Annotated in this window: 27 protein-coding genes; 12 read left to right on the plus strand and 15 right to left on the minus strand. The window is 66.9% G+C overall.

Going from position 1 to position 20575, the window contains the following annotated elements; translation table 11 throughout:
* Positions 1-399, minus strand: a complete 399-nt coding sequence (locus JQX08_RS10315) for a YkgJ family cysteine cluster protein (RefSeq protein ID WP_205348294.1) — start codon at positions 397-399, stop codon at positions 1-3.
* A 190-nt stretch (positions 400-589) separates the two neighbouring features.
* Here JQX08_RS10315 and JQX08_RS10320 point away from each other — a divergent pair, with 190 nt between their 5' ends.
* The 5 genes from JQX08_RS10320 (at position 590) to JQX08_RS10340 (ending at position 4871) form a co-directional block, all read left to right on the plus strand.
* On the plus strand, positions 590-2245 hold the full coding sequence (locus tag JQX08_RS10320) for a histidine kinase N-terminal 7TM domain-containing diguanylate cyclase (protein WP_205348918.1): 1656 nt from the start codon (positions 590-592) through the stop codon (positions 2243-2245).
* Between the two features lie 91 nt (positions 2246-2336).
* Positions 2337-3347, plus strand: a complete 1011-nt coding sequence (locus JQX08_RS10325) for a class 1 fructose-bisphosphatase (protein ID WP_205348295.1) — start codon at positions 2337-2339, stop codon at positions 3345-3347.
* Between the two features lie 7 nt (positions 3348-3354).
* A complete protein-coding gene (locus JQX08_RS10330; RefSeq protein ID WP_205348296.1) occupies positions 3355-3975 on the plus strand; it encodes a DUF924 family protein in 621 nt (206 codons plus the stop codon).
* Between the two features lie 60 nt (positions 3976-4035).
* Complete coding sequence (locus JQX08_RS10335) at positions 4036-4290, plus strand: hypothetical protein (RefSeq protein WP_205348297.1); 255 nt, start codon at positions 4036-4038, stop codon at positions 4288-4290.
* Positions 4291-4307: 17 nt separating this feature from the next.
* Positions 4308-4871, plus strand: a complete 564-nt coding sequence (locus JQX08_RS10340; protein ID WP_205348298.1) for a lipocalin family protein — start codon at positions 4308-4310, stop codon at positions 4869-4871.
* Positions 4872-4884: 13 nt separating this feature from the next.
* Here JQX08_RS10340 and JQX08_RS10345 read toward each other — a convergent pair whose 3' ends face one another.
* The gene (locus JQX08_RS10345; protein ID WP_205348299.1) at positions 4885-5316 is read right to left on the minus strand and encodes a hypothetical protein; all 432 of its coding nucleotides are present in this window, start codon (positions 5314-5316) and stop codon (positions 4885-4887) included.
* A 95-nt stretch (positions 5317-5411) separates the two neighbouring features.
* Here JQX08_RS10345 and pip point away from each other — a divergent pair, with 95 nt between their 5' ends.
* The 5 genes from pip (at position 5412) to JQX08_RS10370 (ending at position 9504) form a co-directional block, all read left to right on the plus strand.
* Entirely contained in the window at positions 5412-6383 is a 972-nt protein-coding gene (gene pip, locus JQX08_RS10350; protein WP_205348300.1) for a prolyl aminopeptidase, read from the plus strand.
* Entirely contained in the window at positions 6380-6817 is a 438-nt protein-coding gene (dtd, locus tag JQX08_RS10355; protein ID WP_205348301.1) for a D-aminoacyl-tRNA deacylase, read from the plus strand. Before pip ends, dtd begins: the two co-directional genes overlap by 4 nt.
* Positions 6818-6951: 134 nt before the next feature.
* Positions 6952-7743 carry a transporter substrate-binding domain-containing protein gene (locus JQX08_RS10360; RefSeq protein WP_205348302.1) on the plus strand — a complete coding sequence of 264 codons (792 nt, stop codon included), beginning with the start codon at positions 6952-6954 and terminating at the stop codon, positions 7741-7743.
* Positions 7744-7814: 71 nt separating this feature from the next.
* Positions 7815-8777 carry an ABC transporter permease subunit gene (locus JQX08_RS10365; RefSeq protein WP_205348303.1) on the plus strand — a complete coding sequence of 321 codons (963 nt, stop codon included), beginning with the start codon at positions 7815-7817 and terminating at the stop codon, positions 8775-8777.
* Entirely contained in the window at positions 8770-9504 is a 735-nt protein-coding gene (locus tag JQX08_RS10370; protein ID WP_205348304.1) for an ATP-binding cassette domain-containing protein, read from the plus strand. Before JQX08_RS10365 ends, JQX08_RS10370 begins: the two co-directional genes overlap by 8 nt.
* A 14-nt stretch (positions 9505-9518) precedes the next feature.
* Here the strand turns inward: JQX08_RS10370 and JQX08_RS10375 are convergent, their stop codons facing one another.
* The 4 genes from JQX08_RS10375 to JQX08_RS10390 form a co-directional block, all read right to left on the minus strand.
* On the minus strand, positions 9519-9956 hold the full coding sequence (locus JQX08_RS10375) for a UPF0158 family protein (RefSeq protein ID WP_205348305.1): 438 nt from the start codon (positions 9954-9956) through the stop codon (positions 9519-9521).
* 50 nt (positions 9957-10006) lie between these two features.
* A complete protein-coding gene (locus tag JQX08_RS10380; protein ID WP_205348306.1) occupies positions 10007-11941 on the minus strand; it encodes a HAMP domain-containing methyl-accepting chemotaxis protein in 1935 nt (644 codons plus the stop codon).
* Positions 11942-12074: 133 nt separating this feature from the next.
* Positions 12075-12662, minus strand: coding sequence for a 2-hydroxychromene-2-carboxylate isomerase (locus JQX08_RS10385; protein ID WP_205348307.1), 588 nt, complete (start codon positions 12660-12662; stop codon positions 12075-12077).
* 56 nt (positions 12663-12718) lie between these two features.
* Complete coding sequence (locus JQX08_RS10390; RefSeq protein ID WP_205348308.1) at positions 12719-13447, minus strand: SDR family oxidoreductase; 729 nt, start codon at positions 13445-13447, stop codon at positions 12719-12721.
* Between the two features lie 116 nt (positions 13448-13563).
* Here JQX08_RS10390 and JQX08_RS10395 point away from each other — a divergent pair, with 116 nt between their 5' ends.
* Complete coding sequence (locus tag JQX08_RS10395; protein WP_205348309.1) at positions 13564-14055, plus strand: winged helix-turn-helix transcriptional regulator; 492 nt, start codon at positions 13564-13566, stop codon at positions 14053-14055.
* Positions 14056-14152: 97 nt separating this feature from the next.
* Here the strand turns inward: JQX08_RS10395 and JQX08_RS10400 are convergent, their stop codons facing one another.
* The 9 genes from JQX08_RS10400 to ubiE all read right to left on the minus strand — a co-directional run bounded on the left by JQX08_RS10400 (position 14153) and on the right by ubiE (position 20080).
* Positions 14153-14860 carry a 16S rRNA (uracil(1498)-N(3))-methyltransferase gene (locus tag JQX08_RS10400; protein WP_205348310.1) on the minus strand — a complete coding sequence of 236 codons (708 nt, stop codon included), beginning with the start codon at positions 14858-14860 and terminating at the stop codon, positions 14153-14155.
* Entirely contained in the window at positions 14857-15651 is a 795-nt protein-coding gene (gene tatC / locus JQX08_RS10405; RefSeq protein ID WP_205348311.1) for a twin-arginine translocase subunit TatC, read from the minus strand. The genes JQX08_RS10400 and tatC overlap by 4 nt, the downstream gene beginning before the upstream one ends.
* Complete coding sequence (tatB, locus tag JQX08_RS10410) at positions 15648-15998, minus strand: Sec-independent protein translocase protein TatB (protein ID WP_205348312.1); 351 nt, start codon at positions 15996-15998, stop codon at positions 15648-15650. Before tatB ends, tatC begins: the two co-directional genes overlap by 4 nt.
* A 12-nt stretch (positions 15999-16010) precedes the next feature.
* Positions 16011-16256, minus strand: a complete 246-nt coding sequence (locus JQX08_RS10415) for a twin-arginine translocase TatA/TatE family subunit (RefSeq protein WP_205348313.1) — start codon at positions 16254-16256, stop codon at positions 16011-16013.
* Positions 16257-16279: 23 nt separating this feature from the next.
* Entirely contained in the window at positions 16280-16615 is a 336-nt protein-coding gene (locus JQX08_RS10420; RefSeq protein WP_205348314.1) for a phosphoribosyl-ATP diphosphatase, read from the minus strand.
* Positions 16608-17009, minus strand: coding sequence for a phosphoribosyl-AMP cyclohydrolase (gene hisI / locus JQX08_RS10425; RefSeq protein WP_205348315.1), 402 nt, complete (start codon positions 17007-17009; stop codon positions 16608-16610). Before hisI ends, JQX08_RS10420 begins: the two co-directional genes overlap by 8 nt.
* 76 nt (positions 17010-17085) lie before the next feature.
* Entirely contained in the window at positions 17086-18690 is a 1605-nt protein-coding gene (gene ubiB / locus JQX08_RS10430; protein WP_205348316.1) for a ubiquinone biosynthesis regulatory protein kinase UbiB, read from the minus strand.
* Positions 18687-19310, minus strand: coding sequence for a ubiquinone biosynthesis accessory factor UbiJ (locus tag JQX08_RS10435; RefSeq protein WP_205348317.1), 624 nt, complete (start codon positions 19308-19310; stop codon positions 18687-18689). Before JQX08_RS10435 ends, ubiB begins: the two co-directional genes overlap by 4 nt.
* On the minus strand, positions 19310-20080 hold the full coding sequence (ubiE, locus tag JQX08_RS10440) for a bifunctional demethylmenaquinone methyltransferase/2-methoxy-6-polyprenyl-1,4-benzoquinol methylase UbiE (protein WP_205348318.1): 771 nt from the start codon (positions 20078-20080) through the stop codon (positions 19310-19312). Before ubiE ends, JQX08_RS10435 begins: the two co-directional genes overlap by 1 nt.
* A 151-nt stretch (positions 20081-20231) precedes the next feature.
* Between ubiE and JQX08_RS10445 the strand changes: the two genes are divergently transcribed.
* On the plus strand, positions 20232-20507 hold the full coding sequence (locus JQX08_RS10445) for a polyhydroxyalkanoic acid system family protein (protein WP_205348319.1): 276 nt from the start codon (positions 20232-20234) through the stop codon (positions 20505-20507).
* Positions 20508-20575 lie beyond the last annotated feature (68 nt).

The raw sequence follows: 20575 nt of genomic DNA on the forward strand, positions 1-20575 counted from the left end.
TCAGGCGCGCTTCGGCTTGAAGGCACAGTAGCCGGGGCGCGGGCCGATCTTCGGGTGATTGCGGCAGGTGTCCGGGCGCTTGTCGTAGATGGTGCACAGGCGCGTCTTGCGATCCAGGTACAGGCAGTCGTTGTTGCCCATGCGCACCAGGGTGTAAATCCCGCTCTTCTGGTTGAAGCGCTCGACCACACCATCTTTCATCAGCCGCTTGGCGACGTTCTTCGCCGGCTCGCTGCGCTCGAATTCCTCGACCAGGCCGATGCGCAACAGATCGTTGAAGCGCACTTCGACCGGCATGGTGCAGCAGCTGGAGACGCAGCTGCTGCACATGGTCTTGTCGTACTTGATCCAGGTTTCGGTGCGATCCAGCTCGGCGCCGATGATCAGCGATTTGTTCATCTGTTCCACGCCTGAGGCGGTTGCGGGCGCGGCATGATAGCGGCTGCACCGCAAAAGGAAACGACCGTCCGCCGTTTCGGGTGGGGCAAAAGCCATGGCCTTCGGGTATCGTTGCCGGATTCGACCCGGTCAGCAAGGACTGCGGCGTGCCTCGTGTAGTCCCGGCTGGCAAAGGAGAAGGGGTGTCGTGCTGAACGTCTGCGTGCAGTCCGGCTGGCTGTTCAGCCTGCCCTTGGCTCTGATCGGCGCGGTGAGCGCCGGCGTGTTGCTGGTCGCCCTGTGGGTCGCCCGTCAGCCGTACTTCTCCGGGCGCAGCACCTTCGTCGTGCTGCACGCAGCGATGCTCTGGTGGCTGCTGGCGGTGGGTGTCGAGCTGGGCGTGCAAGGCGCCTCGTGCAAGGTGTTCTGGGCCAGCATGGCCTGGCCGGGCATCGCCGCCGTGCCGAGCCTGTGGGCGGTGTTCCTCTGGCAGTACGTCAACAGCATCCGCACCCCGCTGCGCCCGGCCGCTTATCTGCTGCTTGGCGTCGGCCCGTTGGTCGCCTGCGTGCTGGCCATCGTCAACCCCGGGCAGCTGTTCTACGGCCCGCTGACTGCGCCGCTCAACGACCTGCCCGGTGCGCCGGTGATCTACCAGCACGGGCCGCTGTTCAATGCCGTGGCGATCTACGTCTACCTGTTCATGCTGTTCAGCCTGGCCGTGGTGCTGCGCGGCGCGCTGGCCAGCCAGGGCCTGCATCGCCGCCATTACCTGGCCTTCGTGCTGGTCACCTGCGTGCCCTGGCTGGCCAATGCAGGGCATCTGCTCTACGGCTGGTCGCTGTTCGGCTTCGACCCGACACCGTTCAGCTTCGCCTTCACCCTGGTGGCCTTCACCCTGCTGATCACCGCCGTGCGACTGTTCGATCTGGTGCCGGTGGCGCGTCACCTGCTGCTCGAGGAACTGCCCGACCCGGTGCTGGTGGTGGATGCCCAGGGGAGGGTGGTCGAAGCCAACCGCGCGGCGCTGCAGCTGAGCGGCGCCGGCGACGACTGGCAGGGCCGCGCGCTGCGCGACTGGCCGCTGCTCGGCGGCGAGCTGCAGCGCCTGCTCGCCCAGGGCGCGGCGGGCGACGACCGCGAGCCGCTGCTGACCCTGGCCGCGCCGCTGCGGCATTTCGAACTGCGCGCGCGCAACATCGAGCGGCAGACCCGCAGCGGCCCGCTCAGCCTCGGCTGCATGCTGTACCTGCGCGACGTCACCCAGCGCCATCTCAGCGAGCTGCAGCTGGGTGAGGCGCTGGCGCTCAGCGAGGAGCGCCTGCGCACCATCTCCAGCCTGCACGGCCAGCTGCAGGAGCTGGCGCTGCGCGACCCGCTTACTGGCCTGTACAACCGCCGCCATCTCGACGAGTACTTCGTCCGCGAGCAGGCGCGCTGCCTGCGCGAGGACAAGCCGATCGCCCTGGCGCTGGTCGACCTCGACCACTTCAAGCTGCTCAACGACGAGCACGGCCACCTCACCGGTGACGACGTGCTGCGCGAATTGAGCCGGCGCCTGACCGACAGCCTGCGCGGCTCGGACGCGGTGTTCCGCATCGGCGGCGAAGAATTCCTGCTGGTGCTGCCCGGTGCCGAAGCCGAGGAGGCCTACCGGCGCCTCGCGCAGATCTGCCAGCAGCTGGCCCAGGTGCCGATGGCCACCCGGGTCGGCAACCTGGTGGTGACCCTCTCCGCCGGCCTGTCGCACTGGCCAGCCCAGGGCGCGGCGCTGGACGGCCTGCTGCAGGTCGCCGACGCCGCGCTGTACGAAGCCAAGCACCGCGGGCGCAATCAGGTTTGCATGCTGCAGCCGACGGAACGCTGAACCACCGGCCCCTCTGACGGGTCTGAGGCCGAGCAATGCCCGTCGACTCGCGCTAAACTGCGCGCGATTTTCCATCTCTCTGGAGCCATCCATGTCCCGCGTTACCCTCAGCCGCTATCTGATCGAGCAGACCCGCAGCAACAACACTCCGGCCGATCTGCGCTTCCTCATCGAGGTGGTGGCGCGCGCGTGCAAGGAGATCAGCCACGCGGTATCCAAGGGCGCACTGGGCGGCGTGCTCGGCAGCATGGGCACCGAGAACGTGCAGGGCGAAGTGCAGAAGAAGCTCGACGTGCTGTCCAACGAGATCCTCCTGGAAGCCAACGAGTGGGGTGGCCACCTGGCCGGCATGGCCTCGGAAGAGATGGACAACGCCTACCAGATTCCCGGCAAGTACCCGAAAGGCGCCTACCTGCTGGTGTTCGACCCGCTGGACGGCTCCAGCAACATCGACGTCAACGTCTCGGTCGGCACCATCTTCTCGGTGCTGCGCTGCCCGAACGAAAGCTTCAGCCAGAACGACGCGCTCGGCGAGGAAGCCTTCCTCCAGCCGGGGACCAAGCAGGTGGCCGCCGGTTACGCGATCTACGGCCCGCAGACCATGCTGCTGCTGACCCTCGGTGACGGCGTCAAGGGCTTCACCCTGGACCGCGAGCTGGGCAGCTTCGTGCTCACCCATGACGACATCCGCGTGCCGGAAACCACCGCCGAGTTCGCCATCAACATGTCCAACCAGCGCCACTGGGAAGCCCCGGTGCAGCGCTACGTCGACGAGCTGCTGGCCGGCAAGGAAGGCCCGCTGGGCAAGAACTACAACATGCGCTGGATCGCCTCGATGGTCGCCGACGTGCACCGCATCCTCACCCGCGGCGGCCTGTTCATGTACCCGCGCGACGCCCGCGAGCCGGAGAAGCCGGGCAAGCTGCGCCTGATGTACGAAGCCAACCCGATGTCGTTCATCATCGAGCAGGCTGGCGGCGCCGCCACCAACGGTCACCAGCGCATCCTCGACATCCAGCCGGAGTCGCTGCACCAGCGCGTCGCGGTGTTCCTCGGTTCCAAGGAAGAAGTCGAGCGCGCCACTCGCTACCACCAGGAGTAAGCCGCCCATGCCCGCCTGGCAGCCTCTGCTCGAGTGGTGGTTCGGGACGCCCGGTGCAGGGGCGCCCGGCGCCACCTCGGCCACTGCGGTGGCCAGCCAGCGCAGCGGGTTGTGGTTCGGCAAGCGTGACAGCCAGGACGCCGAGGCGCGGCAGCGCTTCGGTGGGCAGGTCGAGCAGGCCCTGGCCGGCGGCCTGGCGGACTGGGCGCAGAACGCGGACGGCTGGCTGGCACTGCTGCTGTTGCTCGACCAGCTGCCGCGCATGATCCACCGCGACACCCCGCAAGCCTTCGCTGGCGACGCCCGCGCCCAGGCGCTGCTCGCCGAGGGCCTGGCCGCCGGCTTCGAGCGCCAGCTGGCGCCGATCCGCCGGGTGTTCGCCTACCTGGTCTTCGAGCACACCGAACAGCTGCCCGCGCAGGACCACGCCGTGGCCCGCTTCGAGTCGCTGCTGGCCGGCGCCGCGCCGGACGAGCAGGCGTTGTTCGCCGATTACCTCGACTACGCCGAGCGCCACCGCCAGGTGATCGCGCGCTTCGGCCGCTTCCCGCACCGCAATGCGATCCTCGCGCGCACCTCGTCGGCCGAGGAATTGGCCTACCTGCAGGAACCCGGCTCCGGTTTCTGACTCCAAGGAAGGGCCGCTGACTATGCTCAGTCTGTCGTTCCCCTCTAAGGAGTGTTTCCCATGTCATGGCGTCGCATCGCCCTGCTGGCCTGCTGTGTGGCACTGGCCGCATGCAGCAAGGTCAACCAGAAGAATTTCTCGCAGCTCAAGACCGGCATGCCCAAGGCCGAAGTGGAAACCCTGCTCGGCGATCCCAGCGAATGCTCCGGCGCGGCGGGCTTCACCAGCTGTACCTGGGGGGATCAGCAGACCTACATCAGCGTGCAGTACGCCGGGGACAAGGTGTTGTTGTTCTCGGGCAAGGGTCTGAAATAAGTCGTCGGGAGTGTTGTATGCGTATCTTGCTTGGCCTCTGTGCTGCCTTGGTCCTGGCTGGCTGTGCCAATTCGGGCACCGGGCGGGTGCCGCCGGAAACCGTCGAGAAAGTCGACCTGCAGCGCTACCAGGGCACCTGGTACGAACTGGCGCGCCTGCCGATGTACTTCCAGCGCGACTGCGCGCAGTCCGAGGCGCATTACCGCCTGCAGGAAGATGGCAGCGTCGGCGTGCTCAACCGCTGCCGCACCGCCGAGGGGCAGTGGCAGGAAGCCAGCGGCCGTGCCGAACCGCAGATCAAGGGCCAGACCAGCAAGCTGTGGGTGCGCTTCGACAACTGGTTCTCCGAGCTGGCGCCGGCGTTGAGCAAGGGCGACTACTGGGTGCTGTACCTCGATCATGACTACCGCACCGCGCTGGTCGGCACGCCGGACCACGACTACCTGTGGTTGCTGTCACGCAGCGCCGAGGTGACCCAGGCGACCCGCGACAAGCTGCTGCAGGAAGCCCGCCAGCGGGGTTACGACACCACTAAGCTGATCTGGCGCACCCCCGACGCGAAGATCGGCGCCAAGCGCTGAGCAGCCTGGCGGCTCAGCGCCATTGCAGGCGCGCGAGCTTCCATTCGTTGTCCTCCAGCCACCACTCCAGACGTACGCTGTAGTGCCGGGCGCTGTCCGGGATCAGCCGCTCGGCGCCGGTCAGCGCCACCTCGGCCTCGGTCGCGGCCTTGCTCGGGTAGATCGGGTCGAGCTGGTTGCGCTGGCTGAGGGCGATCACCTTGACGTTCTGATGCTGCAGGAACAGCAGGGTCATGGTGCGCTTGGCCCACTCGCGGTCGAGGTCGTCCTGGGCGCGGAAGTCGGCGTGCAGCTGCTCCAGCACGGCACTGGTGCGCTTGTCCTCGAGGTTGTCCTGCAGCTCCTGCACCGCCGCGTCGAGCGCCTCCTGCGGATCGTCGCGGCCGCAGCCGCCGAGCAGCGCGATGAGCATCAGGCAGAACGGGGCAAATAGCGGTCGCCGCATGCTGAACTCCTTTTTCATGGTTATGATGCCCGACAGGATCTGTGGGTCGCGGGACTCTCCTGACGGCACCCTACGAGAACAGGCTGGAGCGCACTATGCTGACTTTGTTTCCGGAGATTAAGCCTTACGCCCGTCACGAGCTGGCGGTAGAGGCGCCGCACGTCCTCTACGTGGACGAAAGCGGCTCGCCGGATGGCCTGCCGGTGGTGTTCATCCACGGCGGCCCGGGTGCTGGTTGCGATGCCGCCAGCCGCCGCTACTTCGACCCGACCCTGTACCGCATCATTACCTTCGACCAGCGCGGTTGCGGGCGCTCCACGCCGCACGCAAGTCTGGAAAACAATACCACCTGGCACCTGGTCGCCGACCTGGAGGTCATCCGCAAGCACCTCGCTATCGACAAGTGGGTGCTGTTCGGCGGTTCCTGGGGCTCGACCCTGTCGCTGGCCTACGCACAGAGCCACCCCGAGCGCGTGCATGCGCTGATCCTGCGCGGCATCTTCCTGTGCCGGCCGCAGGAGATTCAGTGGTTCTACCAGGAGGGCGCCAGCCGCCTGTTCCCCGACTACTGGCAGGACTACCTGGCGCCGATTCCCGCCGACGAGCGCGGCGACCTGGTCAGCGCCTTCTACAAGCGCCTCACCGGGCCGGATCAGATTGCCCAGATGCACGCAGCCAAGGCCTGGTCGACCTGGGAAGGGCGCACCGCCACGCTGCGGCCCAACCCACTGGTGGTCGACCGGTTCAGCGAGCCGCAGCGCGCGCTGTCGATCGCGCGCATCGAATGCCACTACTTCATCAACGACTCGTTCCTCGAGCCGGACCAGCTGATTCGCGACATGCCGAAGATCGCCCACCTTCCGGGCATCATCGTGCACGGTCGCTACGACGTGGTCTGCCCGCTGGACAACGCCTGGGCGCTGCACCAGGCCTGGCCGAACAGCGAGCTGCAGATCATCCGCGACGCCGGCCATGCGGCCTCCGAGCTGGGCATCACCGACGCGCTGGTGCGCGCCAGCAATCAGATCGCCCGCAACCTGCTCGACCTGCCCCCGGAAGAGGCATGAAGGCACTGATTCAGCGCGTGCGCAGCGCGCGGGTGGACGTCGCCGGCGAATGCGTCGGCGCGATCGACCAGGGCCTGCTGGCGCTGGTCGGCGTTGAGCCGCAGGACGACCCGGCGCGGGTCGCGAAAATGCTCCACAAGCTACTCAACTACCGGGTGTTCAGCGATGCCGAGGGCAAGATGAATCGCTCGCTGAAGGACATCGACGGCGGCCTGCTGCTGGTCTCGCAGTTCACCCTCGCCGCCGACACCAAGAGCGGCCTGCGCCCGAGCTTCTCCACCGCGGCACCGCCGGCCCAGGGCGAGGCACTGTTCGACGCGCTGGTCGCGCTGGCCCGCGCCCAACACCGTCAGGTCGCCACCGGGCGCTTCGGCGCCGACATGCAGGTGGCGTTGGTCAACGACGGCCCGGTGACCTTCCTCCTCGAGGTCTGACCCGCAGGTCGTCTGCTGGCGCAGTGCTTGCTTTCTCGCCACTCGCCATCTTTGCTGATGGCGGTTAGCATGCGCCCCTTATTTTTCCGGTGGGCGTGGACAGCACGACCCAATCTGCCAATCGAGGATTCGCAATGAAGAAGTTTCTCGCCACCCTGCTGCTCTCCGCCTGCGCGCTGAGCGGCCTGGCCCACGCCGGGATGATCGATGACGCGGTCAAGGCCGGCACCCTGCGCGTCGGCATGGACCCAACCTACATGCCGTTCGAGATGACCAACAAGCGTGGTGAGATCATCGGTTTCGAAGTCGACATCCTCAAGGAAATGGCCAAGGCCATGGGCGTCAAGCTGGAGCTGGTGTCCACCGGTTACGACGGCATCATCCCGGCGCTGCTGACCAACAAGTTCGACATGATCGGCTCGGGCATGACCCTGACCCAGGAGCGCAACCTGCGCCTGAACTTCAGCGATCCGTTCATCGTGGTCGGCCAGACCCTGCTGATCCGCAAGGAACTGGAAGGCACCATCAAGTCCTACAAGGACCTCAACGACGCCAAGTACCGCATCACCTCGAAGATCGGCACCACCGGCGAGATGGTCGCCAAGAAGCGCATCAGCAAGGCCCAGTATCACGGCTTCGACAACGAGCCGGAAGCAGTGATGGACGTGGTCAACAACAAGGCCGACGCGTTCATCTATGACGCACCGTACAACGTGGTGGCGGTGAGCAAATTCGGCGCCGGCAAGTTGGTCTACCTCGACGAGCCGTTCACCTACGAGCCGCTGGCCTTCGGCCTGAAGAAGGGTGACTACGACGCGGTCAACTGGATCAACAACTTCCTGACCCAGATCCGCAACGACGGCACCTACGATCGCATTCATGCCAAGTGGTTCAAGAAGACCGAGTGGCTGAAAGACATGGAGTAAGCCGCACGCGGCTCTCGCAACACCCCAACGCGCAGGCCCCCCTGCGCGTTCGCATTTAGGGAAACCGACCCGTGGCTAAACCCAAGAAGGCCCAGTGGCCCTGGCATCTGCTGACTGGCCTGATCCTCATCGCGCTGGCCTATGCCCTGTGGTTCTCGACTTCGCTGATCTCCTACGAGTGGCGCTGGAATCGTGTGCCGCAGTACTTCGCCTACCAGGCCGAAGTGGCCCAGCACGCCGTCGACAACGGTACCGTCAAGGCAATCGCCGCCGAGGGTGACAACGCCCGGGTGACCCTGGAAAGCGACGCCGGCGACGAGAGCCAGTCGCTGGTCGCGCGGGACAGCCTGCGGGTCGGCGAGGGCGACCTGGTCAGCGAAGGCGACGAGCTCGGCGTGACCCGCCACTGGGCCGCCGGCCCGCTGCTCTGGGGCCTGTGGACCACGCTGTGGATCTCCGTGGTGTCCGGTGCGTTCGGCCTGCTGATCGGCCTGGCCACCGGGCTCTGCCGGCTGTCGAAGAACCCCACGCTGCGCGACCTGTCGACCGTCTACGTCGAGCTGGTGCGCGGCACGCCGCTGCTGGTGCAGATCTTCATCTTCTACTTCTTCATCGGCACGGTGCTCAACCTGTCCCGCGAGTTCGCCGGGGTCGCCGCGCTGGCGCTGTTCACCGGGGCCTACGTCGCCGAGATCGTCCGCGCCGGCGTGCAGTCGATCGCCAAGGGCCAGGACGAGGCAGCCCGCTCGCTCGGCCTGACCGCGCCGCAGACCATGCGCCACGTGATCCTGCCGCAGGCCTTCAAACGCGTGCTGCCGCCGCTGGCCGGGCAGTTCATCAGCCTGGTCAAGGACACCTCGCTGGTCTCGGTGATTGCCATTACCGAGCTGACCAAGAGCGGCCGCGAGGCGATTACCACCTCGTTCTCGACCTTCGAGATCTGGTTCTGCGTCGCCGCGCTGTACCTGTTGATCAACCTGCCGTTGTCGCAGATCGCCAACCGACTGGAGCGGAGGCTCGCGCAAAGTGATTGAAGTCCGTGACCTGGTAAAAGTCTTCGACGCCCGCGGCCATGAAGTGCGCGCGGTGGACAACGTCTCCACCAAGGTGGCGCGCGGCGAGGTGCTGGTGGTGATCGGCCCGTCCGGCTCCGGCAAGTCGACCTTCCTGCGCTGCCTCAACGGCCTCGAGCAGCTCGACTCCGGCTCGGTGAGCATCGACGGCCTCGACCTCGCCAACCCGAAGACCGACGTCAACGCCTACCGCCGCGAAGTCGGCATGGTGTTCCAGCATTTCAACCTGTTCCCGCACATGACCGTGCTGGAGAACCTCTGCCTCGCGCAGAAGGTCGTGCGCAAGCGCGGCAAGGCCGAGCGCGAGGCCAAGGCGCGTGCGCTGCTGGCCAAGGTCGGCATCGCGCAGAAGGCCGACGAGTACCCGTCGCGGCTGTCCGGCGGTCAGCAGCAGCGCGTGGCGATCGCCCGCGCGCTGTGCATGGAGCCCAAGGTCATGCTGTTCGACGAACCGACCTCGGCGCTCGACCCGGAAATGGTCGGCGAAGTGCTCGACGTCATGAAGCAGCTGGCCCTGGAAGGCATGACCATGGTCTGCGTCACCCACGAGATGGGCTTCGCCCGCGAGGTGGCCGACCGCGTGCTGTTCTTCGACCACGGCAAGCTGCTCGAGGACGCGCCGCCGGCGCAGTTCTTCACCCAGCCGCAGGACCCGCGCGCCCAGGCGTTCCTCAAGCAGGTGCTGTAAGCGCTACGCCGCGCCTACCAGACCGGGGCGGCGGGCGGCTTGCGCAAGCTGGGCTCTGCCGCGGCACGCAGGTACTGCTCTTCCAACCAGTCCTCGGCCAGCTCGCGGTGGCGTTCGCGTTCGAAGCTCTGCCATTCGGCGCCGAGCTGCGGGAAGCTGCCCAGCACATGGCGGAAGGCGCGCGCCGCACGGCGGCCGGTGAGGGCCTGCTGCAGTTGCGGGTAGGCGAGCGGGTGGATGACCTGCTGGGTGAATTCCTGCATCAGCCGGTAGCCGATTTCCGGCTCCCAGGGCTCGATCGCCAGGTAGCGATCGGGCTCTTCCAGCAGTTGCAGCTCCAGCGCCTCGTCGAACGGTTCGATACGGCCGCTCAGCAGGTCGAGGTAGTGCAGCTGGTCCGGGCTGTCGAGCGCCCTGCTCAGGGCGTCGAGGTCGATAGTCAGCGGGCGCATGGCCGGTCCCCCCAGACAATGGCTACCCGCTGATCCTACCCCTATCGGCGTTACAGGCGGAAGCCGTTGACCAGCGCCTGCAGTTCGCCACCCAGACGGGCCAGCTCGGTGCTCGAGGCGGCGGTCTCTTCGCTGGCGGCGGCGGTCTGTTCGGAGATGTCGCGCACGCTGATCACGCTGCGGTTGATCTCCTCGGCCACCGCGCTCTGTTCCTCGGCGGCCGCGGCAATCTGCAGGTTCATCGCCTGGATGCTCGAGACCCGCTGATTGATGCTGGCCAGCGCGTCGCCGGCCTTGCGCGCCAACTCCACGGTGCGCCCGGCCAGGTCGCGGCTGCTGTCCATGCGGCTGGCGGCCGCCTGGGTGCCGCTGTGCAGGCCGGCGATCAGTTCTTCGATCTCCTCGGTGGACTTCTGCGTGCGCTGTGCCAGGCCGCGCACTTCATCGGCGACCACCGCGAAGCCGCGCCCGGCCTCGCCGGCGCGTGCCGCTTCGATGGCCGCGTTGAGCGCCAGCAGGTTGGTCTGTTCGGCGACCGACTTGATCACGTCGAGCACGCTGCCGATCTTCGCGCTTTCCTGCTTGAGCTGCTCCATGGCCTGCGCCGAGCCTTGCACTTCGGAGGCCAGGCGGTCCATCTGGGCGATGGCGTCGCTGACCACCCGATCGCCCTGGCTGGCTTCGCGGTCGGCTTCGGCGGCGGCGGCCGAGGCCTGCTCGGCGTTGCGCGCGACTTCCTGCACGGTGGCGGCCATCTCGTTCATCGCGGTGGCGACCTGGTCGGTCTCGACCTTCTGGCTGTTGACCCCGGCGCTGGTCTGCTCGGTGACCGCGGAGAGTTCTTCGGCGGCGCTGGCGATCTGCGTGACGCCGTCGTGGATGCGCCCAACCAGTTCGCGCAGGCTCAGGGTCATGCGCTGCATGGCCTGCTGCAACTGGCCCAGTTCGTCATGGCGGCTGGCGCGGATGTCCTGGCTGAGGTCGCCGCTGGCGATGCGCGTGGCGGCCGCCAGGGTGTCGTTGAGCGGGTTGACGATCTGCCGGGTGATGGTCCACGCGGCGGCGATGCCGAGCAGCAGGGCGAGCGCCACGCCGAGGCCGATCAGCAGGCGTGCATGTTCGGCGGCGGCGTCGCGCTTGGCGGCCTGGCGGTCGCCCAGTTCATCGCTGAGCGCTTCGATCTGCCCGCCCAGCGAGACCATGGTTTCGCGAGCGGCGAGACTGGCGTCGATCTCGGCGGAGAACGCGGCGAGGGTGGTGCGGTAGGTGCTCAGCGCGGCGGCGGATTCATCGAGTTCGGCCTCGTGGCCGCTGCCGACCTGGCCGCGCAGGCCGCGCAGCGCTTCGATGGCCTGGTCAATGCCGGCCAGGGCGGCGGCCTTCTGCGCCTGATTGTCGCCACTGGTGTAGCTGAACGCCTGGAAGCGCGCCTGCATCACCTGGCGGCTGAACTGGGCGAAGGTGTGCAGGTCCTGCAGGCGCTGTTCAACGGCGTTGTCGACGTCGCCGAGGATGTCCTGCTCGACCTTGATCATGCTGTCGGCCACCGCGGCGGCCTGCTTGATCAGGGTCTGTCGCGCGGCTTCGCGGTTGTCGAAGGTCTTCACCAGCGCGGTGAAGCTGCTGCGGTAGTCGCTGATATGCCCGCCGAGCTTGTCGAGCAGCAGACGGTCCTGCGGGTCGCTGAGGCGGCCGAGCAGTTGCTGGTTGTGCTGGTCGAGCTTGTCGAGGGTCTGCAGCACCGCGTCCTTGTCTTCGGCTTCGCGGCTGGACTGGTAGCCGAGGCGGAATATGCGCAGGTCCTTGGCCAGCAGATTGAGCTGCGCCAGGCTGGCGAGCTTGTCGCCGCGCGAGATGATGGTGCTCATGTTGAGCCAGCCGATCAGGGCCACCATCAGGGTCAGCGCCAGGACAATACCGAATCCCAGCGCCAATTTTCTGTTAACGCTGACGTTGCCCAGCGCGTCGGTAAACCACTTGAACATTCCATTTCTCCAGCAAGGACGGGGCGCTCAGATTTGTCGGTGGCGCATTCGTTAATCGACCAGCGGGTCGATTTTCTTAAGCGCTGACGTCAACCTTTCGTCGCTTGGAACGCCCGTACTTGCTGGGCCCGGCTTATTTCGCCAAGGCTTCGGCGACGAAATCGAGGCGGTCCTGGCCGAAGAACAGCTCGCCGTCGACGAAGAAGCTCGGCGCGCCGAACACGCCGCGACTGATGGCTTCCTCGGTGGTCGCCTTGAGGCGTTCCTTGACCGCCTCGTCGTTGATCCGCTGCTCGAAGTCGGCCAGGTCGAAGCCGGCGGCGCCGAGTACCTCGGCGACCACTTCCGGTTTGCCCATGTGCTTCTGCTCGATCCACATGGCCTGGAACACCGTGCTCAGGTAGTCGTGAAAGCGCGGATGATCCTGGTAGCCGGCGGCGCCGCGCATCAATTGCAGGGTGTTGATCGGGAAGTACGGGTTAAAGCGCAGCGGCACGCCGTAGCGCTCGGCGAAGCGGGCGAAATCGCGCAGGGTGTAGCGGCCCTTGGCAGGCACTTCCACCGGCGAACGGTTGCCGGTGGCCTTGAACACGCCGCCGAGCAGGAAGGGCCGCCAGACGATCTCTGCGCCGGCCTCGGCGGCCAGCTTCGGCAGCTGGGTCCAGGCTAGGTAGGTGGAGGGGCTGCCGAAGTCGAAGAAGAATTCCACGGTCTTGCTCATGTTGTTGTCCTTGTCGTGAGGTGGATCTGCGTCAGCGCACGCCGCGCGGTGGTTGCTCAGAACATCTCGGTCCAGGGGCGCAGGTCCAGCTCGTGGACCCAGCAGTCGCGCGGCTGCACGTGCAGCTGCCAGTACTGTTCGGCGATGTGCTCGGGGTTGAGGATGCCGTCCTGTTCCTTCAGCGCGTAGCGCTCGGGGAAGTTGTCGCGGATGAACGCGGTGTCGATCGCGCCGTCGATCACCGGGTGGGCGACATGGATGCCCTGCGGACCCAGCTCGCGAGCCATGCTCTGCGCCAAGGCGCGCAGCGCGAATTTGGCGCTGGCGAAGGCGGCGAAGCCAGCCCGGCCGCGCAGCGAGGCGGTGGCGCCGGTGAACAGGATGGTGCCGCGGCCACGCGGCAGCATGACCTTGGCGGCCTCGCGACCGGTCAGGAAGCCGGCCAAGGTGGCCATCTCCCAAACCTTGCGGTAGACCCGCTCGGTGGTCTCGGTGATGGAGAACTGCACGTTGGCGCCGATGTTGAACACCACCACTTCCAGCGGACCGATCTCCCGCTCGATGGTTTGGAACATGTCCAGCACCTGCTCCTCGACCCGTGCGTCGCAGCCAAAGGCACGCGCCTGGCCGCCGGCTGCCTCGATCTCGTCGACCAGCGGTTGCAGCTTCTCGGCGTTGCGGCGTGCCACGCAGGCCACATAGCCCTCGCGGGCGAAGCGCTTGGCAATTGCCCCGCCGGTGGCGTCGCCGGCTCCTACCACCAGTACCGCTTTGCGTTCGGCCATGGCCGTTCCTCCTCGGTTGATGTTGTAAGTTCTTTTTTGGAACTGATGCGGATAGTCAGTTCCTTTTTAGAACCTGTCAAGCTAGAGTAGTCCCATCACCCGCTGGAGGGCCGGCCATGCGCTGGGAAGAACTCGACCAACAACCTTGCTCGCTGTCGCGCACCCTGGCGGTGGTCGGCGACCGCTGGACGCTGCTGGTGCTGCGCGAGGCGTTTCTCGGCGTACGCCGCTTCGAGGACTTTCAGCAGCGCCTCGGCGTCACCCGTCACGTGCTGGCCGACCGCCTGAAGACCCTGGTGGAAGCCCAGGTGCTCGACAAGGTCGCCTACCAGGAACGTCCGCGCCGCGAGGAATACCGCCTGACGCCGCGCGGCCGCGAGCTGTATCCGGCGATCCTGACCCTGGTCAACTGGGGTGACCGCCACCTCGCCGGCGCCGAGGGCGCGCCGATCGAGCACATCCACAAGGGCTGCGGTCAGCGCATGCACGGCGTGCTGGTCTGTTCGGAATGCGGCGAGCCGCTGCTGCCGCAGGATGTCGACCTTGCCGAGGCGCCAGCCTACGAGGGCCAGTTGCTGCCGGCGCATTGGCACCATCGGCACTTGTAGGAGCGAATTCATTCGCGATGGGATTTGGCGCCGAGTTGCCGGTTATCGCGAATGAATTCGCTCCTACAGCGGCGGCCGGTACGTGGTTGGAGTTACGTCAGAACAATCGCGCCAATAGCGCCGGCACCGCGGTCTCCACGCGCAGGATGCGCGCGCCGAGCTGCACCGGCTGCAGGCCGGCTTCGTGCAGCTTGTCGACTTCGTAGGGAATCCAGCCCCCTTCCGGGCCGATCGCCAGGGTCACCGGCTGCTCGACCGCGCGCGGGCAGGCCGGGAACTCGCCGGGGTGACCGACCAGGCCGAGGGTGTCGGCGGCGATGGCCGGCAGGCGGTCCTCGACGAAGGGCTTGAAGCGCTTCTCGATGCTCACCTCGGGCAGCACGGTGTCACGTGCCTGCTCGAGGCCGAGGACCAGCTGTTCGCGGATCGCTTCCGCGGTGAGGAAGGGGGTCTGCCAGAAGCTCTTTTCCACCCGGTAGCTGTTCAGCAGCACCAGGCGTGGCACGCCCATGGCGGCGACGGTCTGCAGCACGCGCTTGAGCATCTTCGGTCGCGGCAGGGCGAGCAGCAGGGTGAGCGGCAGCTTGGCCGGCGGCGGGGTGTCGAGTTGCAGCTGCAGTTCGGCCTCGTCGGCCTCCAGGCGCAGCAGGCTGCCGCTGCCCATCAGGCCGTTCAGGCGACCGACGCGCAGGCTGTCGCCGACGCTCGCCTGGTGCACCTCGTGCAGGTGCTTGAGGCGCCGACCGCGCAGCACGGCGCGGTCGCTGGCGACGAAGTCGGCGTCTTCGAGCAGCAGCAGGTTCACGGTTGCACGGTGGGCGGCTGGTCCTGCGGCGGCGTGTCGTCCTCGACCTCGCCGTCGCTGCGCTTGCGGATCAGGCTGCCGGCCAGCAGGCCGGCCTCGAACAGTAGCCACATCGGCACCGCCAGCATGGTCTGCGAGAACACGTCCGGTGGGGTGAGCACCATGCCGACCACGAAGCAGCCGATGATCACGTAGGGGCGGATCTTGCGCAGGTAGGCGACGTCGACCACGCCGATCCAGATCAGCAGCACCACCGCCACCGGAATCTCGAAGGCCACGCCGAAGGCGAAGAACAGGGTCATGACAAAATCGAGGTAGCTGCTGATGTCGGTCATCATCGCCACGCCTTCCGGCGTCACGCTGGCGAAGAAGTGGAAGATCATCGGGAACACCAGGAAATACGCGAAGGCCATGCCGCCGTAGAACAGCACGATGCTGGAGATCAGCAGCGGTACGGCGACGCGCTTCTCGTGCTTGTACAGGCCGGGGGCGATGAAGCCCCAGATCTGATAGAGGATCACCGGCATGGCGAGGAACAGCGCGACCACCATGGTCAGCTTGAACGGCGTGAGGAACGGCGAGGCGACGTCGGTGGCGATCATCGTCGCGCCTTCCGGCAGGTACTGGCGCAGCGGTGCGGAGACCAGGGTGTAGATCTTCTGGGTGAAGTAGAACAGCCCGGCGAAGATCAGGAACACCGCTACCACGCAACGCAGCAGGCGGGTGCGCAGTTCGGTGAGGTGCGAGACCAGCGGCATTTCCTGGTCGTGTTCCGGCGTCGTGTCGCTCATGGGCTGCGGGGCGTTTCCGGGCTGGCGGCGGGCGCGCTCGGCGCTTCGCTGGGGCTGGCCGGCGCGCTGGGCGTCGGCGCGGCGGCCGGCGGGACGGGCGCGGGCGGCACGATCTGGTTCTTCAGCTGCTGTTCCATGGCCATGATCTGCTCGTTATGCAGTTGGCGACGGATCTCGTCGGCACCGATTTCGCGCTCGACCTCGTTCTTGATCGCATTGAAGCTGCGCTTCAGGCGACCGATCCACAGCCCGGCGGTACGCGCCGCGCCAGGCAGGCGCTCGGGGCCGAGTACCAACAGGGCGACCAGGCCGACCAGCAGCAGTTCGCCGAAGCCGATTCCGAACATGGCGGGCTTTCCTCAGTCCTTCTTCAGCGGCTCTTCGACCTTCTGGGCCGACACGTCGATGGTGTGCGGCGGGGTCAGCGGGGCGTTCGGCTGCACCGGCGGCTCGGCCGGCTTGCTGTCTTCCTCGTTCATCGCCTTGCGGAAGCCCTTGATGGTCTCGCCCAGGTCGCTGCCGAGGTTCTTCAGTTTCTTGGTGCCGAATACCAGAACCACCACGATCAGGATGACGATCCAGTGTTTCCAATCAAAAATGCCCATGCGCGTTTCCTCGTTGAGAAGGGTTAGTTCGACGGGGTACGGGCGGCCTTTTCGGCGTGCCCGGACAACCCGAAGCGGCGATCCAGCTCGTCCAGCACGGCCTGCGGATGCTGGCCGAGGGCGGCAAGCATGACCAGGCTGTGGAACCACAGGTCGGCGGTTTCGTAGATCAGGTCCTTGCAGTCGCCGCCGGCGGCGGCGTCCTTGGCGGCGAGGATGGTTTCCACCGCTTCCTCGCCGACTTTCTCCAGAATCTTGTTGAGGCCCTTGTGGTACAGGCTGGCGACGTAGGAAGTGTCGGCCGCCGCGCCCTTGCGCGACTCGAGCACCTCGGCCAGGCGCGTGAGGGTATCACTCATGGCTGTGCCCCGTGTGGTAGATGGCGTGCGGGTCTTTCAGCACCGGATCGACCGTGCGCCAGGCGCCGTTCTCGAAGACCCGGTAGAAGCAGCTTTCGCGGCCGGTGTGGCAGGCGATGCCGCCGAGCTGCTCGACGTGCAGGATCACCACGTCGGCATCGCAGTCCAGGCGCAGCTCGTGGAGCTTCTGCACATGGCCGGATTCCTCGCCCTTGCGCCACAGCTTGTTGCGCGAGCGCGACCAGTAGATGGCGCGGCCTTCGGCAGCGGTCAGGGCCAGCGCTTCGCGGTTCATCCAGGCCATCATCAGCACGCGGCCGCTCTGGTGGTCCTGGGCGATCGCCGGCACCAGGCCGTCGCTGTTCCAGTTGATTTCGTCGAGCCAGTCAGTCATCGCCACATCCGCCCGTGCGGGCATTCGCTACCCAGGAATACAAGCCATACAGTTTGCCAGTCGCCAGGTGGGCTGGCTATCGGCGCAGGACCAGATACAACCCGGCGGCAGCCATCAGCCAGGCCGGCCAGGCGGCCAGCACGGTGAGCGGCGCGCTGCTGGCGAGCACTCCGGCACCACCCAGCAGCGCCGCGCCGGCCGCGCGCAGCAGCCAGCCGTCGCGCGCTTCCAGGCGCGGTGGTGGCGGGTCCTGCAGGTGCGGCTGCGACAGGCGTTCGAGCAGGTCGCGGGTCATGGTGGCGAGGTGCGGCACCTGTTCGACCTGGCTCTGCAGGTTGCCGAGCAGGTGGCGGGGGCTGACCCGCTCGCGCATCCAGCGTTCGAGGAACGGCGCGGCGGTGCTCCACAGGTCGAGGTCCGGGTACAGCTGGCGGCCGAGGCCTTCGATGTTCAGCAGGGTCTTCTGCAGCAGCACCAGCTGCGGCTGGATTTCCATGTTGAAACGCCGCGCGGTCTGGAACAGGCGCAGCAGCAGCTGGCCGAAGGAAATGTCCTTCAGCGGGCGTTCGAAGATCGGTTCGCAGACGGTGCGGATCGCCGCTTCGAAGTCGTTGACCCGGGTGCCGGCCGGTACCCAGCCGGAGTCGATGTGCAGCTGCGCGACCTTGCGGTAGTCGCGCTTGAAGAAGGCGATCAGGTTGCGCGCCAGGTAGTCCTGATCCTCGGGGGTCAGGCTGCCGACGATGCCGCAGTCGATGGCGATGTACTGCGGACTCCACGGCGTGCGCGTGCTGACGAAGATATTGCCGGGGTGCATGTCGGCGTGGAAGAAGCTGTCGCGGAACACCTGGGTGAAGAAGATCTCCACGCCGCGCTCGGCGAGCATCTTCATGTTGGTGCGCTGGTCGACCAGGGTGTCCAGGTCGGTCACCGGCACGCCGTAGATGCGCTCCATGACCAGCACCTTGGGTCGGCACAGGTCCCAGTGCACCTGCGGCACGTAGAGCAGCGGCGAGCCCTCGAAGTTGCGCTTGAGCTGGCTGGCGTTGGCCGCCTCGCGGAGCAGGTCGAGCTCGTCGTAGATGGTCTTCTCGTAGTCGCTGACCACTTCCACCGGGTGCAGGCGGCGCGCCTCGGCGGAGATGCGTTCGGCCAGCTTGGCGAGCAGGAACAGCCAGGCCAGGTCGGCGCGGATCACCGGCTTGAGGTTCGGGCGGATCACCTTGACCACCACTTCCTCGCCGCTGCGCAGCTGCGCGGCGTGCACCTGGGCGACCGAGGCGGAGGCCAGCGGCTGGCTGTCGAAACGGGCGAACACGCTGGTCACCGACGCGCCGAGTTGCTCCTCGATCAGCGCCACCGAATGTTCCGGATCGAACGGCGGCACCTGGTCCTGGAGAAACGCCAGCTCGTCGGCGATGTCCGGCGGCAGCAGGTCGCGGCGGGTCGAGAGCAGCTGGCCGAACTTGATGAAGATCGGCCCGAGGTCCTGCAGTGCCAGGCGCAGTGCGGCGCCGCGGCTCAGCTGCAGGCGCTTGCGCGGCAGCCAACGCCAGGGCAGCACGAAGCGCAGTGCGGCCAGCCACCAGGGCAGCGGCAGGGCGAACAGCAGGTCATCGAGGCGGTAGCGCACCACCACGTTCTGGATGGTCAGCAGACGGCGGGCAGCGAGCAGCTTCATGCAGGGTCGTCGGTTCGAGTCTTGAGGGAGAGGCGTTCGACGCGCGCTTCGAGGCGGTCGAGGGCGAGCTTCAGGCGGTCCAGTTCGGCGAAGCGCGCTTCACCTTCCTGGCGACCGACCAGGCTGCGCGATTCCTCGCTGAGGTAGTCGGCCAGGCTCTGCTTGAGGCTGTCCAGGCCGTGTTCGGCCCAGCGCGCGCGCAGGCGCAGATGACCGGCGAGCAGCGGCGTGGCGACCGGCCCGAGCCAGCGGGCGAGTTCGTACTCCCAGTCCAGCTCGAGGCCCTGAAGGATGCCGGCGAGCTCCAGCAGCAACGCGCTGTCGCCGTCCAGTTCGACGTCGGGGCTGTGCAGCACGCCGGTCTTGTCGGCGCTCAGCGCCAGACGCAGCAGGCTGCTGGCTGGCGCCTGCAGGCGGCAGTCGACTTCCCCTTCCCAGTGGGCAGCGAGGCGCAGGCCATCGGCGGAGGGCAGCAGGAACAGTTGCAGGCTTGGCGTGCGGCAGTCCACCGCGATGACCCGTCCGGCCAGCGGCGCCAGGCGCGGCAGCGCGGTGGCATCGAGGCGCAGGACGCGGTTGAGGCCGAATTCGACCCCGGCCAGCGCGGCGTGCAGCAGCATCAGGGCTTGATGCCGCGGTGCAGGGCGACCACGCCGCCGGTCATGTTGTGGTAGGTGACGCGGTCGAAGCCGGCCTCGACCATCATCGCCTTGAGGGTCTTCTGATCCGGGTGCATGCGGATCGACTCGGCGAGGTAGCGGTAGCTTTCCGAGTCGTTGGTGACCAGCTTGCCCATCAGCGGCAGCAGCGAGAACGAGTACACGTCGTAGGCCTTGGACAGCAGCGCGCTGGACGGCTTGGAGAACTCCAGGACCAGCAGCCGGCCACCCGGCTTGAGCACGCGCAGCATGGAGCGCAGCGCGTCTTCCTTGTGCGTCACGTTGCGCAGGCCGAAGGCGATGCTCACGCAGTCGAAGTGGTTGTCGGGGAACGGCAGCTTCTCGGCATCGGCCTGGACGAAGTTGACGTTGCCGGCCACGCCGCTGTCGAGCAGCTTGTCGCGACCGACCTTGAGCATCGAGGCGTTGATGTCGGCGAGCACCACTTCGCCGGTCGGGCCGACCAGGCGCGAGAACTGGCGGGTGAGGTCACCGGTGCCGCCGGCGATGTCGAGCACGCGATTGCCCGGGCGCACGCCGGACAGCTCGATGGTGAAGCGCTTCCACAAGCGGTGCACGCCACCGGACATCAGGTCGTTCATCAGGTCGTACTTGGCCGCCACGGAGTGGAAGACCTCGGCGACCTTCCCGGCCTTCTGGCTTTCCGGCACGCTCTGGTAGCCGAAATGGGTGCTGGGTTCGGCATCGCTGCCTTTGCGCGGATCGTTCATGTCGCTGTCACCGGAAGGAAAGTGCCGGTCATTCTAAACCCAAATGGCCGCGACGCAGCGCAAGTCGTGCGCGCGCCGCGCGTGTCTCTGGTTCGCCGGCGGCCTGTTGCTATAGAGTCGCGCGACCTAGGTTGCAGAGAGGAGTCGCCCCATGGCCCGTATTCATGTCGAACGTTCCCATTCCCTCGGCCGCACTGCCGCGCGCGCCAAAGCCGAACAACTGGCCGAGCGCCTGGCCCGCGAGTACGACGTCAGCTACCGCTGGAATGGCGACACCCTGGAGTTCAAGCGCAGTGGCGCCGATGGCCGCATCGAGGTCAGCGACGACCGCGTCAGCGTCGAGCTGAAGCTGGGCCTGCTGCTGTCGGCCATGAGCGGGCCGATCAAGCGCGAGATCGAAAAGACCCTCGACGAGAAGCTCGTCTGAGCCCGACTTTTCCTAGTATGTGGTTTCTAATTTTCTTCTTTACCTTGGCCCCAAGCCTGCGGATTGGA

It is taken from the genome of Zestomonas insulae (assembly GCF_016901015.1).
GTDB lineage: Bacteria > Pseudomonadota > Gammaproteobacteria > Pseudomonadales > Pseudomonadaceae > Aquipseudomonas > Aquipseudomonas insulae.

Excerpts from the sequence above, each read along its gene's own strand:
- JQX08_RS10335 (WP_205348297.1), top strand. The coding sequence starts at position 4,036 with ATGTCATGGCGTCGCATCGCCCTGCTGGCCTGCTGTGTGGCACTGGCC.
- JQX08_RS10435 (WP_205348317.1), bottom strand. The coding sequence starts at position 19,310 with ATGCTGCTGCACGCCGCGCTGGCCGGGGTCGAATTCGGCCTCAACCGC.
- hisI (WP_205348315.1), bottom strand. The coding sequence starts at position 17,009 with ATGACTGACTGGCTCGACGAAATCAACTGGAACAGCGACGGCCTGGTG.
- tatB (WP_205348312.1), bottom strand. The coding sequence starts at position 15,998 with ATGTTCGGAATCGGCTTCGGCGAACTGCTGCTGGTCGGCCTGGTCGCC.
- JQX08_RS10415 (WP_205348313.1), bottom strand. The coding sequence starts at position 16,256 with ATGGGCATTTTTGATTGGAAACACTGGATCGTCATCCTGATCGTGGTG.
- tatC (WP_205348311.1), bottom strand. The coding sequence starts at position 15,651 with ATGAGCGACACGACGCCGGAACACGACCAGGAAATGCCGCTGGTCTCG.
- dtd (WP_205348301.1), top strand. The coding sequence starts at position 6,380 with ATGAAGGCACTGATTCAGCGCGTGCGCAGCGCGCGGGTGGACGTCGCC.
- ubiB (WP_205348316.1), bottom strand. The coding sequence starts at position 18,690 with ATGAAGCTGCTCGCTGCCCGCCGTCTGCTGACCATCCAGAACGTGGTG.
- JQX08_RS10325 (WP_205348295.1), top strand. The coding sequence starts at position 2,337 with ATGTCCCGCGTTACCCTCAGCCGCTATCTGATCGAGCAGACCCGCAGC.
- JQX08_RS10315 (WP_205348294.1), bottom strand. The coding sequence starts at position 399 with ATGAACAAATCGCTGATCATCGGCGCCGAGCTGGATCGCACCGAAACC.
- JQX08_RS10420 (WP_205348314.1), bottom strand. The coding sequence starts at position 16,615 with ATGAGTGATACCCTCACGCGCCTGGCCGAGGTGCTCGAGTCGCGCAAG.
- pip (WP_205348300.1), top strand. The coding sequence starts at position 5,412 with ATGCTGACTTTGTTTCCGGAGATTAAGCCTTACGCCCGTCACGAGCTG.
- JQX08_RS10385 (WP_205348307.1), bottom strand. The coding sequence starts at position 12,662 with ATGAGCAAGACCGTGGAATTCTTCTTCGACTTCGGCAGCCCCTCCACC.
- JQX08_RS10395 (WP_205348309.1), top strand. The coding sequence starts at position 13,564 with ATGCGCTGGGAAGAACTCGACCAACAACCTTGCTCGCTGTCGCGCACC.
- JQX08_RS10345 (WP_205348299.1), bottom strand. The coding sequence starts at position 5,316 with ATGCGGCGACCGCTATTTGCCCCGTTCTGCCTGATGCTCATCGCGCTG.
- JQX08_RS10390 (WP_205348308.1), bottom strand. The coding sequence starts at position 13,447 with ATGGCCGAACGCAAAGCGGTACTGGTGGTAGGAGCCGGCGACGCCACC.
- JQX08_RS10330 (WP_205348296.1), top strand. The coding sequence starts at position 3,355 with ATGCCCGCCTGGCAGCCTCTGCTCGAGTGGTGGTTCGGGACGCCCGGT.
- JQX08_RS10445 (WP_205348319.1), top strand. The coding sequence starts at position 20,232 with ATGGCCCGTATTCATGTCGAACGTTCCCATTCCCTCGGCCGCACTGCC.
- JQX08_RS10375 (WP_205348305.1), bottom strand. The coding sequence starts at position 9,956 with ATGCGCCCGCTGACTATCGACCTCGACGCCCTGAGCAGGGCGCTCGAC.
- JQX08_RS10340 (WP_205348298.1), top strand. The coding sequence starts at position 4,308 with ATGCGTATCTTGCTTGGCCTCTGTGCTGCCTTGGTCCTGGCTGGCTGT.
- ubiE (WP_205348318.1), bottom strand. The coding sequence starts at position 20,080 with ATGAACGATCCGCGCAAAGGCAGCGATGCCGAACCCAGCACCCATTTC.
- JQX08_RS10380 (WP_205348306.1), bottom strand. The coding sequence starts at position 11,941 with ATGTTCAAGTGGTTTACCGACGCGCTGGGCAACGTCAGCGTTAACAGA.
- JQX08_RS10360 (WP_205348302.1), top strand. The coding sequence starts at position 6,952 with ATGAAGAAGTTTCTCGCCACCCTGCTGCTCTCCGCCTGCGCGCTGAGC.